A 16,480-nucleotide genomic window follows, 5' to 3' on the forward strand; every position below is an offset into this window, starting at 1 on the left:
TAATAGGGGGAATTTATCATGCCAATGAAAAAATTTATTAACCAGCCAGAAGATTTAACTAGAGAAGTTTTAGAAGGTTTAGAACTTGCAAATTCAGACTTACTGAGAGTTACAGATTCTAATTTAGTAATAAATAAAAAACTAGAAGAAGCAGAAAGAGTAACAATAGTCACTCTAGGCGGAGCAGGTCATGAACCAGCACTTAGTGGATTTGTTGGAGATGGAATGGTCGATATAGCTGTGGTTGGAGATGTATTTGCAGCTCCAGGGCCTAACTCTTGTTTAGAAGCTATAAAAATGGCAGACAGAGGAAAGGGTGTACTATTTGTAGTTCTCAATCACGCAGGAGATATGTTAACAGGAAACCTTGTCATGAAACAAGTTAAAAAAGAAGGGCTAAATGTTAAAAGGGTTATTACTCAAGAAGATATAGCAAATGCACCAAGAGAAAATAGTGATGATAGAAGAGGTTTAGTTGGTTGTATACCTTTATATAAAATAGCTGCAGGAGCTGCTAAAGAAGGCAAATCTTTAGATGAAGTTGCAGAAATAGCACAAAGCTTTGCTGATAATATGGCTACTATAGCTGTGGCATGTAAAGGAGCTACTCATCCATCTACAGGAATGGTTATTTCTGAGCTTGGAGAAAATGAGATGGAAATAGGAATGGGGCAACATGGAGAAGGTGGAGGTGGACGTATGGAAATGAAGTCTGCTGATGAAACTGCTGAAATAATGACACAAGCTTTGATTAAAGATTTAGACATTAAAGATGGAGAAAAAGTAATGTTAATAGTTAATGGCTCAGGAGCCACTACTTTGATGGAAATGCTAATAGTGTATAGAAAATGTCATAAAATACTACAAGAAAAAAATATAGAAGTACTTTCGAATCATGTTGGAGAGCTTTTAACTACACAAGAAACAGCTGGATTCCAACTATTTATAGCTAGAATGAATGAGGAATTATTGAGATATTTTAACTCACCATGTAATACACCTTACTTTAAAAAAAATTAGATTGAATTAAAGGGAGATAAAAAATGGCAGATAAAGATGGAATGATACTACCAAAAGATTATGGAGTAGGTATAAAACCTCCAGAACAAAATTTTTATTTAAAAGGAATGGACAATGTGGATTGGGGAATGAAAAATAGATTGTCAAAAATATTCAATCCTAAAACAGGAAAATCACTTATGTTAGCCTTTGACCATGGGTATATCATGGGGCCTACTCAAGGGTTAGAGAGATTAGACCTTTCAATACCTGACCTTATAGAAGATGCAGACTGTCTTATGGCTACAAGAGGTGCTTTGAGAACATGTATAAGTCCAATTCAAGATAAAGCTATAGCACTTAGATGTTCAGCAGGAAGTTCAGTACTTAGAGAAGATATGAGTAGAGAAGTTATAGGAGTTGATATAGAAGATGCTATAAGAATGAATGCATCTTGTCTAGCTATACAGACTTTTATGGGAGCTGAAGGTGAATGTAAAGCCATAGAAAATTTAGTTAAAACAATAGATATGGGAAATAGATATTCTATACCTGTTTTAGGAGTTGTTGCAGTAGGTAAAGAAATGGAAAGAACTGCAAAATACTTTCTGTTAGCTACTAGAATGTTAGCTGAATTTGGAGCAAGCATAGTAAAGAGTTATTATTGTGAGGATTTTGAGAAAATAACAGCTGCTTGTCCAGTTCCTATAGTTATAGCAGGAGGAAAAAAAGTTCCAGAAAAAGAAGCATTAGAGATGGCCTATAGAGCTATAAACGAAGGTGCAGCAGGTGTTGATATGGGAAGAAATGTATTCCAATCAGAAAGTCCAAAGGCAATGATAAAAGCAATAAAAGCTGTTGTTCATGAGAATAATACACCAGAGCAAGCATATAAGTTATTTGAAGAATTAAAGAGAGAGTATAAGTAACATATACTAAAATAAATATATAAAGAGCAATATAATACATAAATTTCAATATATTGGAGGTAAATTTATGGAATTTGTACATATAGGTGTTATAACAGAAAAACAACAAGAACATGAAGAGTTTAATGAAGAATTAAAGGTTTATATAACAGACCCAAAATATACAGAGTTTAAATATGAATATTTGAGATTTGTCAAAGGAAGTCCTCTTCCAGAAATAATGCAAAAGAATCCTCATGTTGCATATAAAGTAAAAAATATGGACAAATACTTGAGTGAGAACGAAGTAATTGTAGAACCTTTTAAGGTAGGAGATAACTTGAAATGTGCATTTATAATTAATGGTGGTTTTATAATTGAATTAATGGAAGAATGTTGATATTTAAGATAAAAAGCCTAGAATTTTTCTAGGCTTTTTTTATTATTAATACAACTTGACAAATTTTATTTAATGATATAATTTTAATTTATAATCAGCTTTGAAAGGATGAAAATATGACTATTGATAATGAAATGTTGAAATTGGTAGAAGTATCAAAAATGTATTATGAAGAAAATAAAACTCAAGCAGAAATTGCAAAAATCTTGGGTGTATCAAGACCATTGATAAGTAAGATGTTAAATAGGGCGAAAGAGATTGGAATAGTAAAAATAGAAATTAGAGAATTATTTTCTAGCAACGATTTATTGATGAATCAAATAAAAGATATATTTAGTATTAAAGGAGGGTTAATAGTTCCTGAAGCTAAAACTGAATATATAACTCAACAGACTATACTAAGTCATGGAATAAAGTATATAAAGGAAGAATTAAATAAGGTCAGTAATGTAGGTATAGGGTGGGGTTATACTATAGGTAATATAATGGAAGAAATGCAAAAGAGTGATGATAACTGTACCTTTAAAGGAGAAGTATATCCATTGGTTGGGATGGCCAATATACCAAACAAAGGGTATCATCCTAATGAATTAATATCTGTATTTTCAAATAGTACAGGATTTAGTCCTGTATTTTTATATGCCCCTGCATTTCCAACCAGCAGTGAAGAAAGAGATATATATTTGAAAACTGAAAATTATCAAAGTATAGAGAAAAAATGGGATAATATAGATACAGTAATTTTATCTATAGATAATTACCCACAGGTACCAGACCAAGCTACTGCAATTAGATTTGGGAAAAAACTTACAAAAGAGAAAGCAGTAGGTTCTTTCCTATCCTATTACTTTAATAAGGATGGGGAAATAATTAAAAGTGACAATGACTATGTAATACAAATACCTCTTGAAAAATTAAAAAAGGCAAAGAAAGTTATAGCTATATGTTCAGACACTAGTGTAGGTGCTATAACAGGTGCATTAAAAACTGGTTACATAACACATATAATAACTGATGAGAAAAAAGCGACACAAATAATTATAAACAAATAAAAAATTACATAAAATTAAATTTATTTACAAGAATATCTTATAAAATATGTTATAATTAATAGAAAATTGTCATATAATTACTTAAAGAGTACTATTGTAAATAACATTGAGAGGTAGTGGTTAGAATATGGATACCCATAATAAATATGTAAATTTTATAAAAAATATACCTGTGCCTTTTTTATATTGTAGAATCATAAAGGAACAAGAAAATATAGAATATCGAGTAGAATATATAAGTAAAGGTATGGGTAAAGAATTAAACCTAAAAGAAGGAATTTGTAATGAAAATATATTGGATTTATTACCTGTGTTTAAAAACAAAAAATATTTCAATGAGTTATTCTCAGACGATGTAGACTGTATAAAAAGATATATACCAACATTTAAAAATTGGATAAACATAAAAAAACAAATAATAGGGGAATCATACATAATTTTGTATTTTGGTAAAATTGTATTTGATTATAGACAAATAATCGATTCTTTTAATAAAAAGGAAAAAATAGCCTATATTAAAGATGAAGAAGGCATATATATAGATTGTAGTGAAAATTTAGTTCCAATATTAAATAATAATATTAAAACTACAAAAGATATATTTGGAAAGAATGATGTAGAAGTATGGGGAGAAAAAACTGGAAAATTATTTAGAAATGATTATATAGAAGGAGTATCCAGTAAAAAAAGATTTTTACAAAATTTATTTGAATACAAAGAAACGTTCTTTATGGTTGAAAAATATTTTTTATATGATGAAAATAAACTTTTAGGAACTATAGGAATAATAGGTAATATAATATATAGTGAAAATAGCAAGAAAAATTATAACTCAAAAAACTTAATGAAAATGATTGAACATTCAATTCCAGAGAACATGTTTTATAAAGACGTGTATGGAAACTATATTGGATTTAATTCAGGCTTTTTAAATTTGGCTTGTATGAATAAAGAAGAATTATTAGGAAAGAATAGTTATAAAATATCAACAGAAGAATCTTTAGTAGAGAAGATACTCAAAAGTGATAAGGATGTAGTTGAAAATAAAAAAGTGGTTACATTTGAATCAAATGTAAGTATGGATAATGAAAACAAGTGTATTGAGATTACAAAAAGACCTTTTTTTGATAGTTATGGAAGTGTCATTGGAATAATTGGAACAGCAAAAGATATAAGCAGAAGAAAAAAGCTAGAAGAAGAAATGGATAAATCTAGAATGGAGTTCTTTGCAAATTTATCTCATGAACTTAGAACCCCCATAAGTTTAATCTCATCTTCATTACAAGTGATAGAAAAAAAAGAAGCGGATTTAATAGAATCAAATGATACTTTAAAAAGAAATCTAGGTATGATAAAACAGAATGGAAACAGAATATTAAGATTGGTAAATAATTTTATAGACTTTACAAAAATGCAGTCAGGATATTTAGACTTTAAACCAGAAGAATCAGATATAATTTCATTTATAGAGGATATATGTATGTCTGTAGCTGATTTTGCAAGTCAAAATAACATACAACTTACATTTGACACAGAAATAGAAGAATTTTCAATGTTATTTGATTCAGAAAAATTGGAAAGAATAATACTAAACTTACTATCTAATGGAATTAAGTACAATAAAGAAAATGGAGAAATAAACATATTTCTATATGTGAAAGATGATGTGTTTAAAATGAAAATATCCGATAGTGGGATAGGTATACCAAAAGAAAAAATAGATAAAATATTTAATAGGTTTGAACAGATTGACAATGAACTTTCTTACAGAGTTAAAGGAAGTGGTATTGGTCTTTCATTAGTGAAATCTTTAGTTGAATTACATGATGGCAGTATATGTTTAAAAAGTCAACTTGGAGTTGGAAGTGAATTTGTCGTTTCACTGCCAGTTAGAAGAGAAAATAATACTGAAAAATGCAATTATAAAAGAGAAGTTAGCGACGAGCTAAGTAAAAAATTAGAAATAGAATTTTCGGATTTATAATTTAAGGGTAAAAAATAAAATTTTAAAAAACTATTGACAATTGATTTAGAAGGGTTTAAAATAAGTTACAACATAATAAATAAAAAAGCGATGAATAGGAAGAGTAAATCTAATTCGATTGCCAGAGAGAAGAGTCCATCGGCTGAAAGACTTTTTAAATTAGAGAGATTGAAAACTACCTAGGAGCTACTTTCCGAAGTTATCTATATTAATAGATTTTAGTAAGAATAGTCGTTAACTGCGTTAAAGTATAAAGAGAGTTTTCATAATAAATGAAAACTAAATTAGGTGGAACCGCGGGAATAATACTCTCGTCCTTATGTTATAAGGATGAGAGTTTTTTGTTATTTAAAAATATAAATAGTAATTATAATAATTATAAAAAATAAAAAAGCGATGAATAGGAAGAGTAGATTTAGTTCGACTATCAGAGAGGAAAGTTCAAAGGCTGAAAGACTTTCTAAGTTTGAAAAATTGAAAACTACCTAGGAGCTGTGGTCTGAAGTTACCTTAAAAGGTCTTAGTAAGATTAACCGTTAACTGCGTTAAAGTGTAAAGTGGATTTTATCAATAAATGATGAAATCAAATTGGGTGGAACCGCGAGTATAGACTCGTCCCTTTATCTAGGGATGAGTCTATTTTTATTGCAATAAAAGATTGAAAATAAAAAAAAATCGGAAAATTATAAATTTTAGGAGGATAATAAAATGGAGAATAAAGTAAAAATTGGAGTACTAGGATATGGAACTGTAGGAAGTGGACTTATAGATATAATAGATAATAATAAAGAAAAAAGAAATATAGAAATAGTTGGAATTTTAGTTAACAATCTAGAAAAACATAAAGGGAAAAAATATTCTAATATAATAACTAATAATATAGATGATATATTTGAAAAAGATATAGATATTCTTGTAGAAGTTATGGGTGGTTTAGAGCCAACATTATCTTATATTAAAAAGGCTTTAAATAATAAAATTCATGTTGTTACAGCAAATAAAGACTTGTTAGCTGAATGTGGAGATGAACTTGCAAAATTAGCAAGTGAAAATAAGGTAAGTATTAAATTTGAAGCTTCAGTTGCTGGGGGTATACCAGTATTAAAGCCAATAATAGAATCATTAGAAGGAAATAATATAGATAGTATAAATGCTATTTTAAACGGAACTACTAACTTCATATTGTCTAAAATGTATGATGAGAATTTATCTTATGATATGGCATTAAAACAGGCTCAAGAATTAGGCTTTGCTGAAGCAAATCCAGAGTCAGATGTATTAGGATATGATGCTGCTAGAAAACTATCAATATTATCAACTTTAGCTTATGATAATAGAGTATATTGGAAAGATGTATATTTAGAGGGAATTACAGATATAGATGAAAAGGATATTGAATATGCAAAAAAATTAAATTGTAAGATAAAGTTAATTGGTCAAAGTAAGTATGAAAATCATAAAGTAAGTGCTTTTGTTAGACCTGTCCTAGTAGAAAAAGACAACATACTTGCTAGAATAGACAATGAGTTCAATGCTGTTATAGTAAATGGTGATTCAGTAGGAGAAGTTTCTTTTGTAGGTAAGGGAGCTGGAAGTCTAGCAACAGGAAGTGCAGTTTATTCAGATGTTATTGATATAATAGATAATAGAGTTTCAAGTATAGATTCTTTTACTAAAGATAAAATACAGGTTAATAAGATAGTTAGAGAAAAGTGTGGAGCACTTCTTAGATTTAAAAAATGTAATAAAGATGAAATATTGAATATAGTTGAGAATTGCTTAGTAAATTATGATGTTTTAAATGATGATGATGAGCTTGCTATTATGGTTTATGCTGATTCTGAGTATGAAATAAATAACAGCTTATGCCTAATAAAAGACAAGGGATATTGCGAAAAAATGAATAAAATGTTGAAAATAAGTTAAAAAAGGAAAAATATAAGTTTATATGTAACATATTTTGACGATTTTAATACTATATAGTATGAGATAAAACAAAACATCTCATAAAAAATTAAAATTAAAAGGAGAGATATGTTATATGGAAAATAAAAAATATGCAAATGGTGGTTATACAGAAGATTGGTATGAAAGAGGAGAAGCTACAGCTAAATGGTTCCAAAATGATGGAGAAGAATATGAAAGAGAAGCATACGATGAAGATAGAGAAAGAAGAGGTTCAAACTGTGAATGTTCAAATCAAGAAGGAAATAGACCTAGAAACTGTGAAAGATTTAGAAGAGAAGCTGAAGTAAGAGAAAGAGAAGCTAGAGAGGCATTCTGTGAATCTGCAGAAAGAAAAAAAGAAGCATTAGCATACGAATGTGAAGCTAGAAAATTATGGAAAGAAGCAGAAAAATACTGGGATGAATATTCAGAGTTTAATTATAGAGGAATAGAATATTTAGCAGAAGCTGCTAGATTATTTGATAAAGGTATGGAATGTGAAGCTAGAAGAAATGGAAATAATGGTGGAAATAATAATAACCATTGTTGCCATAAATGCCATAAACCTAATTGTAACTGCTGTAGAAAATAAAAGAATTTCATTGACAAATCAATAGTTAAAATATATCATATTATGTATAATAAAGAGAAAATTCAGAAAAAAATTAATGATTAGAAGAATTATAAGTATAGTTATTAGACAAATAGTGCTCAGTTAGTGAGGTGAGTACAATATGATTAGACTCCTATCCTCTAGCTTTTAATAGAGGGTGGGAGTTTTTATTTATTGATGTATTTTAAATGATAATAATATTGTAAAATTAGGAGGTAAAAAATGAAAAGCATTAAAACATCAAGCACAAAAGAAAAGGTAGATGAAAAGGTTTTAAGAGAGCAAGTAAGTTCTATAATAGAAGATATAAGAAGAGATAAAGATGTTGCACTTAAAAGATACAATGAGAAGTTTGACAGAAATACCAGAGATGAATTTAGAATTACTAAAGAAGAGATAAAAGAAGCTTATAAACATGTAGATAATGAATTTATAAATAATTTAAAGATTGCTGCTGAAAATATAAGAGAATTTGCTAAAGCTCAAAAACTAAGTTTTGAAAATTCTTTTGAAAAAGAAATTTATCCAGGAGTAATCTTGGGTCAAACCAATATTCCAATAGAGTCATGCCTTGCATATGTTCCAGGTGGACAATATCCATTATTTTCAACAGCACTTATGCTTATAATACCTGCAAAAGTTGCGGGTGTAAAAAGAATAGTAGCATGTTCACCAACTATGAAAAATACTGAAGATATAAATCCTAAAACATTGGTAGCTATGGATATAGCAGGAGCTGACGAAATATATGCAACTGGAGGAGTTCAAGCTATAGCAGCGTTTACATATGGTACAGAAAAGATTAATCCAGTTGACATAATTGTGGGACCAGGGAATAAATTTGTAACTGAAGCTAAAAGACAATGTTATGGCCAAGTAGGGATTGATTTTGTGGCTGGCCCAAGTGAAGTTCTTATAATAGCTGATGAAACTTCAAATCCAGTTTATATTGCAGCTGATTTATTAGCACAATGTGAGCATGATTTAAATGCAAGGGGGATATTATTAACAAATAGTTTAGAAATAGCGCAAGAAGTTGAAAAAAATATAAAAATTATGTTAAAAGATTTGCCAACAAAAGATATAGCATATAATTCATGGGAAAATAATGGAGAGATAATACTGGTTGATGATATGGAAGAAGCCATTAAAATAAGTAATTTTTATGCTCCAGAACATTTAGAAGTTGCAGTAAAGGAATATAATGAAATTTGTGATAAATTAATTAACTATGGTTCGCTATTTATTGGAAATCTTTCTGCTGAAGTATTTGGTGATTATGTTTCAGGTACAAATCATACATTGCCAACACTTAAAGCATCAAGATATACTGGTGGCGTTTGGGTTGGTACATTTATAAAAACTTGTACAAAGCAGATATTAAATGAAAAAGCTATAGAATCATTGGCACCTATTGCTGAAAAACTAGCAAAAGAAGAAGGATTATATGCACATGCAAAGGCAGCTGAAGTTAGATTTAAAAAATAGATTTAGAAACAATCTATTTTAAATTTATTTCTTTTATATAAACAACCATATGAACAACTATATAAACAACTTTAAAATATTTTTATAACATATGAAAATACATCAAGTTTAAAGGTTAGAAGAGTTTCAATAGTAGCTTTACACCCATTATAAATTTTATAAAAATATAATATATGTATGAAGTTATAATAGAAAAGTCGTTTTATGATAATTTTAATTTATCTTGAAACGACTTTCTTATTGAAAATTTGTTGACAAATTTAACTTACACATATTATACTAAACTTAATAAATAAAGTTTATAAAGTAAGGTGTTGTTTATGAAAAATATAGTTGGAAAACCACAGACGATAAAAAAAGTAAATGAAGACTTAATAAAAAATATTATAAAAAATGAAGGACCTATAACAAAACCAGAAATTTCGAGTATTACTGAGTTGAGTTTAGCTACAGTTAATAAAATTGTAGAACAGTTAGCTTTGAAGAAGGAAGTTAAAGTAAGTGGATTAAGTGAGTCTACTGGAGGGAGAAGAGCTCAATTATTTGAAATAAATGCAAACTTAGAACACATAATAGCTTTATATTATTATAGAAATAGCTGTATAGGGGTAGTTGCAAATTTATTAGGTGATATAACTTATAAAGAAGAATTCAATATAAGAATGGATACATATGAAAACGTTAACAAAGATACTTTTTTTGTTATAGATACTCTAATTCAAAATGTAAGAGGAAACAATATAAGGGCTATTGGGATTGGTGTTCCAGGAGTTGTAAAAAATGGTGTAGTTAAAAATATACCAACTATAAAAAGTTGGGAAGGAATAAATTTAGAAGATTTAATAAAGAGTAAATACAATACTAAAGTATTTATAGAAAATGATACAAATATTACTACTATAGGAATTTATCAAAAACAGTATAAAGATGAATATAAAAATATGGCACTTATGTATTTAGAAGATGGTATTGGTTCTGGTATAGTTATAAACGGTGAATTATATCTAGGTAATACAAATTTTGCTGGAGAATTAGGTTATTTAAATATAGAATTTGGCAAGTATAATAGCAATAATTTAACTATTGAAGATTATATTTTAAGCTTAAGAAAAAGATACTTAGAGAGCAAAGATAATAAATTTAAAAAAGAAATTTTATCTATAATATCAAATTTTGTAAGGACCCTTGTTTGTGTTTTAAATCCAGAAGCTATGATTATACAGTGCAATATATTAACTAAAGCTGACATGGAATTTATAAAAAAAGATGTAAGTAAGAGTGTTGGAGAAGAAAATTTCCCTAGACTAATAAAGGTGGAATCATTGAAAGAAGGAAGTATAGATGGAGTAATTAGTATGTGTTTAAAAGAAACTGACTATCAATATTCCTTATCTAATAAAAAAGGAGGATATTAATGTGAAATATTTGATTTCAATAGACGGAGGAGGAACAAAAACAAAATTTTGTGTAAGTGATTTAGATGGGAACATATTAAAGGAACATACTACAGGTTCAACTAATTATAAGTCAGTTGGAATTCAAAAAACATATGAAAATATTAATAATGGATTTAATAAAATATTAAAAGATTTACATATTGATTATGCTGATATTGAGTACACTGTATTTGGTATATCTGGGTGTGATTCTCCTAATGATTATAATATTATAATGGATGAAATATTAAAGATTGGACTAGATAAAGAAAAAATATATCTAGTAAATGACGCAGTTTTAGCTTTTTATGCACAAACTAATGCTCCTGGCCTGGTAATTGTAGCTGGGACAGGTTCAATAATACTGGGAATTAGAGAAGATGGAGAAATATATAGAGTTGGTGGATGGGGATATAACTTTAGTGATTTGGGTTCTGGATATGATATAGGGAGAAAATTACTAAAGAAAGTTTTACTTTATTGTGATGGGTGTCATGAATATAGTGATTTGTTTAATTGCGTTTTAGATTTCTTTAGAACAGATAGCTTTGAACAACTTACATATACAATTACTGAGATAAACAACAATGTTGAAATAGCAAATTTAGCTTCATTAGTGATTGATTGTGCTGAACAAGGTGATAAATTAGCTATTAAAATATTGGAAGAGTCATCAACTGAATTGTCTAAATTAGCTCAAGTAATATTAAATAAGATATCTAATTCAATGAAAGATAATAAAAGTGAAATAAATATAGTTTTATCCGGTGGTACATTAAACAGAACTGTATATGCTCAAATGTTAATGAATAATTTAAAAAGAGAAAATACAGATAAAAAATTGAAATTTATACTCCAAGAAAATCAGCCAGTATATGGAGGTATAAGGCTTGCTATGGCATTAGCTAATAGGAGGGTCAAACATGGATAGAAAAAAAGTAATAGTACAAATCTTTACAGGTGGATTTAAAAACAAAGAAATAAAATTTAATGATATAAAACATAAATTATTAGAATTATTGGACTGTATTGAAATAGAAAAGGTCATTATGGGTTGGAGTGTAGATAAAGAGCTATATATAGAAACTAAAAAACTATTAAAAAAATATAATGTTGAATTATATCTTTGGTTACCATGTTTTTCAGAAATAGGATTACTTAAAAAAAGTAATTTATTAGTTGATTATACTGGAAAAGAAGTTAAAGGATACGCTTTACAAGAAGATGAAAATTTTGAATTTTATTGTCCAAATAATAAGGAAAATATAGAAAATATAAAGAAAGTTTATAATACTTATTTTAGTGAAATTGATTTTGATGGAATTTTCTTAGATAAGATAAGGTATGGTTCTTTTTCAAACAAATTAAATGGTGTTTTTAATTGTTTTTGCAAAGATTGTTTACCTATTTATAAAGCAAGCAATATTGATAAAAAGTCATTAATTATGGAAATGAAGAATATGTCTAGTGAAGTTATAGGCAATGAAAATACCCCATTTGGTATAACAGAATACACTAATGGAAAATACAAATTTAAAAATAAAATATGGGAAGATTTTTTCGAAATAAAAAGTAAAAATATATACAATGCGTTAGAAGATATAAGCAATTATTTCAAAAACAAAGGATTGAAAATAGGTATAGATACTTTTTCTCCTTTTATTTCTTACTTTGCAGGTCAAGATTTAGAAAGATTACAAGACGTAGCAGATTTTATAAAACCAATGATGTATAGAGCTACAAAAGCTCCAGCAGGTCTACCATTTGAATTTGAAAGATTAGTTGATGAATCTGTACATGGAAATAAAGAACTTGCAAAAGAAAGTTTTTTAGAAATTTTAGGAATCAAAGAGTATCGAGGAGATATATATCCTATAAACTTTGTACTGAAGGAAATCGATTTTATGACAAAAAATATTGCTACAGATATATATATAGGTATTGAAATAAATAACAAAGAAATTATAGCTCCTGTTACACCTAAATACATAAGTGAGAATATTTCAAATATAAATAAGACAGCAGTAAAAGGGTATGTTCTATCTTGGGATTTATTATCAGCACCAAAAGAAAATATTGATGAAGTTATAAAATGGTTTAGGAATTAGTGAGGTGATATAGTGAGTAAAATACTGGAAATGCAACAAATATATAAAAGCTTTGGGAAGGTAGATGTTTTAAAGGGTATAGATTTTGACTTAGAAAAAGGAGAAGTAAGAGCACTTTTGGGAGCCAATGGAGCAGGTAAGTCTACACTTATTAAAATTTTAGGAGGCGTTCATCCTCAAACTAAAGGTAAAGTGATTTTAAATGGCAATGAAATAATATTTAAAAACCCACATCATTCTAAAGAAAATGGTATTAGCATAATTTATCAAGAGTTAAGTCTGATACCAACACTTACAGTACTTGAAAATGTTTTTCTTGGTAGAGAAACTTTAAAGGGAATCGTGTTTTTAAATAAGAAAGATATGCTAGAAGAATATATTAAGATTTGTGAAGATTTTGATTTTAATATAGACCCATATACAGTAGTTTCTAATTTGAGTGTGGCAAATCAACAAATGGTTGAGATAATGAAAGCTGTTTCATGTAATTCTGAAATTATCATAATGGATGAACCGACAACATCACTTACTAACAATGAAAAAGATGGACTATTTAAAATAATAAATAGATTGAAAGCTAAAGGCAAAACAATAATTTACATTTCTCATATATTAGAAGAAGTTTTTAAGGTATGTGATAGTGCAAGTATAATGAAAAATGGAACTATGATTGGAACTTATGATGTAAAAGACTTAACTAAATTAAAAATAACTCAACTTATGACAGGAAATGATAATCATAAACTCATTGAGAAAAAGGATTATACATTTGCAAAGTATGAAGAACCTCCAGTACTAGAAGTTAAGAATATAAGTTGGTCCAATAAAATAAAAAATGTTTCATTTAAAGTTTATAGAGGAGAAGTTGTAGGTCTAGCAGGTCTTGTAGGTTCAAGAAGAACTGAAATTATAAATTTGATATTTGGGATAGATAATAAAGATAGTGGAGATATATTTATAAATGGTAAAAAAGTAGATATAACTTCTCCTAAAATTGCTATAAAAAATAAAATAGGGTTGATTCCTGAGGACAGAAAAAATCTAGGTCTAATTTTAGAGCAAGCTATATATACTAATTCAGCATCAGTACAAATTGATAAATTCAAGAAATTCTTGTTTATAGATAGAAATAGGGAAATTGAGTTTTCTAAAAAGGGTGTTAAAGAACTAGGAATAAAAGTTAGTGATGTAAAACAAGAGGTAAAAGAGCTTAGTGGTGGAAATCAACAAAAAGTAGTAGTTTCTAAATGGTTAGAGAAAGATTTAGATTTAATAATATATGATGAGCCGACAAAAGGAATAGATATTGCTGCAAAAGAAGATATTTTTAATACAATAAAAGAATTTTCAAGTAAAGGAATAGGAGTAATATTTATATCTTCTGATTTAGAAGAAGTAATAAGAGTAAGTGATAGAATTTTAGTAACTAGAGAAGGTTCTATTGTAGATGATTTAAAAAATGAGAATATAAAGGTTCAAGACATAATGAGTAGTATATTTAATGTATAAAAAATAAAAATGGAGGACTGAGATGAAAAAAGCTTTTGAGAAATTAAATTTAAGAGATTATGGAGTATTAATAGGTTTTTTAGCTTTATGTATAGCTATAAGTATTGCAACTCCATCATTTTTAGGTAAACAAAATATACTTAATCTTTTACGACAATCTTCTATAATCGGAATAATTTCAGCAGGTATGACTTTTGTTATAATATCTGGAAACTTTGATATATCAGTTGGAGCAGTAGCAGCTCTTGCAGGTGCTATAACAATGAAATTTGCAACTGGTGGAACTAATTTGTTTGTATCTATGATTTTAGGTATAGCAATTTGTGCAGTAATAGGATTAATCAATGGGATAGTAGTTGCAAAGATAAATGTACCATCACTAATAGCTACCATGGCTATGGTCACTATTGTAAGAGGATTGTTATTGATGCTTACAGGAGGATATCCAATTACTGAGAATATACCAATACTTGATTACATTGGAAATGGATATTTGTTTAATATACCAATACCAGTAGTAATTTTCTTTATAGTAGTATTTGCTTCATTTGTTGTACTTAATAAAACTAAGTTTGGTAGATATGTTTATTCTGTAGGAGGTAATCAAGAAGCAAGTAAACTTAATGGTATAAATGTAGATTCTCATAAAATAAAAGTATTTATTATCAATGCTATACTTGCAGGGATAGCTGGTATTGTGCTAACTGGAAGACTTGGAACTGCCACTGCGATTGCAGGTGAAGGATATGATATGGATGCAATTGCATCTGTTGTAATAGGAGGTACCTCCGTGGCAGGAGGCTCTGGTTCTGTACTTAAAACAGTTATAGGTGTATTACTTATGAGTGTTATAAACAACAGTTTTAATCTTCTTGGAATAGATGTATATTTCCAGTACATATTTAAAGGATTAATAATCTTAGCAGCGGTTGGATTTGATTCTTATAGCAAGAAAAAACTTGCTTCAAGATAAAAAATAAGAGGGGGAATTTTTTATGAAAAAATTAATGAAACATTTAGCGTTTTTACTATCACTTATTATGATATTCAGTCTAGTTGGATGTTCTGATGGTGGTGGCAAAGAAACGAGTGGAGAAAAGAAAGTAGCAGTATTATTGCCAGGTTCAACAGGTTACTTTGTAGCAACTAAACAAGGGATAGATGCAAAATCTAAAGAATTAGGTGTAAATGTAGAATATGCAGATGCTCAATGGGATGCTAGTAAACAATTGTCACAAGCTGAAGATTTTATGGCTAAAGGCGTAGATATGATTGCATTATGCGGAGTTGATTCTGCTGTAAGTGAGAGAATAGTTAAAGCTGCTAATGATTCAGATGTTCCTATAATAGCATTTACAAATTCTATAGGAAGTAATCCAACAGGAGAATTTAAAGGCTTAGTTACATATATAGGACAAAATGAGGAAGAGACAGGAGCATTAACAGGTAAAATTGCTAAAAACTTATTAGGAGAAGCTGGAGGAAAGGCTGTATTAATAGAAGGTGTTCCAGGAACTACTCCACAAGTATTAAGAAAAAAAGGTCTTGAGAAAGAATTAAAAGATAGTAACATACAAATAGTTTATAACCAAACTTCAAATTGGGAGAAAGAACAAGCATTAAAGGTAACAGAAGATTTAATTCAAAAGAAAACTGATTTTAATGTTATAATATGCCAAGATGATAACTCTGCTACAGGAGCAGGACAAGCTTTAAAAGATGCTGGTCTTAAAGATAAAGTTAAAGTTATAGGTTTGGGTGGAAGTAAAGATGGATTAAAAGCTATAACTGATGGATTAATAGATGGTACAACTTATATGTCTGCTGTGGAAGAAGGAGCATTAGTTGTAGAAAAGGCATCTAATTTCCTTAAAGGTGAAAAAGTAGAACCTGTTACACAAATTAAACAAGTTGAAGTTAACAAGGACAATATTTCAGAATTTAAGGGTGAATGGTAAAGTATTACAGAAAATAAATAAAATAACTAGAGTTACTTTATATAGTTTCTAAAGTAACTCTTTTTTTAAATCTAACTT

The 16,480-nt window shown here is 28.4% G+C and carries 14 protein-coding genes and 2 other annotated features; all 14 genes read left to right on the top strand.

Annotation, left to right across the window (positions count from 1 at the left end; genetic code table 11):
• Positions 1-18: 18 nt before the first annotated feature.
• On the top strand, positions 19-1,020 hold the full coding sequence (locus ACTG44_RS08335; protein ID WP_479920147.1) for a dihydroxyacetone kinase subunit DhaK: 1,002 nt from the start codon (positions 19-21) through the stop codon (positions 1,018-1,020).
• A 23-nt stretch (positions 1,021-1,043) separates the two neighbouring features.
• Entirely contained in the window at positions 1,044-1,928 is an 885-nt protein-coding gene (gene lsrF / locus ACTG44_RS08340; protein ID WP_479920148.1) for a 3-hydroxy-5-phosphonooxypentane-2,4-dione thiolase, read from the top strand.
• A gap of 67 nt (positions 1,929-1,995) precedes the next feature.
• Positions 1,996-2,307, top strand: coding sequence for a hypothetical protein (locus ACTG44_RS08345; RefSeq protein WP_479920149.1), 312 nt, complete (start codon positions 1,996-1,998; stop codon positions 2,305-2,307).
• Between the two features lie 116 nt (positions 2,308-2,423).
• Positions 2,424-3,359 carry a sugar-binding transcriptional regulator gene (locus ACTG44_RS08350; protein WP_021384370.1) on the top strand — a complete coding sequence of 312 codons (936 nt, stop codon included), beginning with the start codon at positions 2,424-2,426 and terminating at the stop codon, positions 3,357-3,359.
• A 127-nt stretch (positions 3,360-3,486) separates the two neighbouring features.
• Positions 3,487-5,343 (top strand): PAS domain-containing sensor histidine kinase, encoded by a 1,857-nt coding sequence (locus ACTG44_RS08355; protein ID WP_021384326.1) that lies wholly within the window; start codon positions 3,487-3,489, stop codon positions 5,341-5,343.
• Between the two features lie 81 nt (positions 5,344-5,424).
• Positions 5,425-5,665, top strand: a binding site (T-box leader).
• A 65-nt stretch (positions 5,666-5,730) separates the two neighbouring features.
• Positions 5,731-5,966, top strand: a binding site (T-box leader).
• A gap of 85 nt (positions 5,967-6,051) precedes the next feature.
• A complete protein-coding gene (locus tag ACTG44_RS08360) occupies positions 6,052-7,269 on the top strand; it encodes a homoserine dehydrogenase (RefSeq protein WP_021384371.1) in 1,218 nt (405 codons plus the stop codon).
• Between the two features lie 115 nt (positions 7,270-7,384).
• Entirely contained in the window at positions 7,385-7,882 is a 498-nt protein-coding gene (gene cdeM, locus ACTG44_RS08365) for an exosporium morphogenetic protein CdeM (RefSeq protein ID WP_021384340.1), read from the top strand.
• Between the two features lie 243 nt (positions 7,883-8,125).
• Positions 8,126-9,391 carry a histidinol dehydrogenase gene (gene hisD, locus ACTG44_RS08370; RefSeq protein ID WP_479918586.1) on the top strand — a complete coding sequence of 422 codons (1,266 nt, stop codon included), beginning with the start codon at positions 8,126-8,128 and terminating at the stop codon, positions 9,389-9,391.
• 320 nt (positions 9,392-9,711) lie between these two features.
• Positions 9,712-10,806, top strand: a complete 1,095-nt coding sequence (locus ACTG44_RS08375; RefSeq protein WP_479918587.1) for an ROK family protein — start codon at positions 9,712-9,714, stop codon at positions 10,804-10,806.
• A gap of 1 nt (position 10,807) precedes the next feature.
• A complete protein-coding gene (locus ACTG44_RS08380; RefSeq protein ID WP_479918588.1) occupies positions 10,808-11,758 on the top strand; it encodes an N-acetylglucosamine kinase in 951 nt (316 codons plus the stop codon).
• Positions 11,751-12,935, top strand: coding sequence for a hypothetical protein (locus ACTG44_RS08385; RefSeq protein WP_479921585.1), 1,185 nt, complete (start codon positions 11,751-11,753; stop codon positions 12,933-12,935). Before ACTG44_RS08380 ends, ACTG44_RS08385 begins: the two co-directional genes overlap by 8 nt.
• Positions 12,936-12,947: 12 nt before the next feature.
• On the top strand, positions 12,948-14,444 hold the full coding sequence (locus ACTG44_RS08390; protein WP_479921586.1) for a sugar ABC transporter ATP-binding protein: 1,497 nt from the start codon (positions 12,948-12,950) through the stop codon (positions 14,442-14,444).
• 22 nt (positions 14,445-14,466) lie between these two features.
• Positions 14,467-15,417 carry an ABC transporter permease gene (locus ACTG44_RS08395; RefSeq protein WP_479918591.1) on the top strand — a complete coding sequence of 317 codons (951 nt, stop codon included), beginning with the start codon at positions 14,467-14,469 and terminating at the stop codon, positions 15,415-15,417.
• 22 nt (positions 15,418-15,439) lie between these two features.
• A complete protein-coding gene (locus ACTG44_RS08400) occupies positions 15,440-16,402 on the top strand; it encodes a sugar ABC transporter substrate-binding protein (RefSeq protein WP_479918592.1) in 963 nt (320 codons plus the stop codon).
• The last annotated feature ends 78 nt before the right edge of the window (positions 16,403-16,480 follow it).

This window comes from Clostridioides sp. LIBA-2809, from assembly GCF_056688965.1.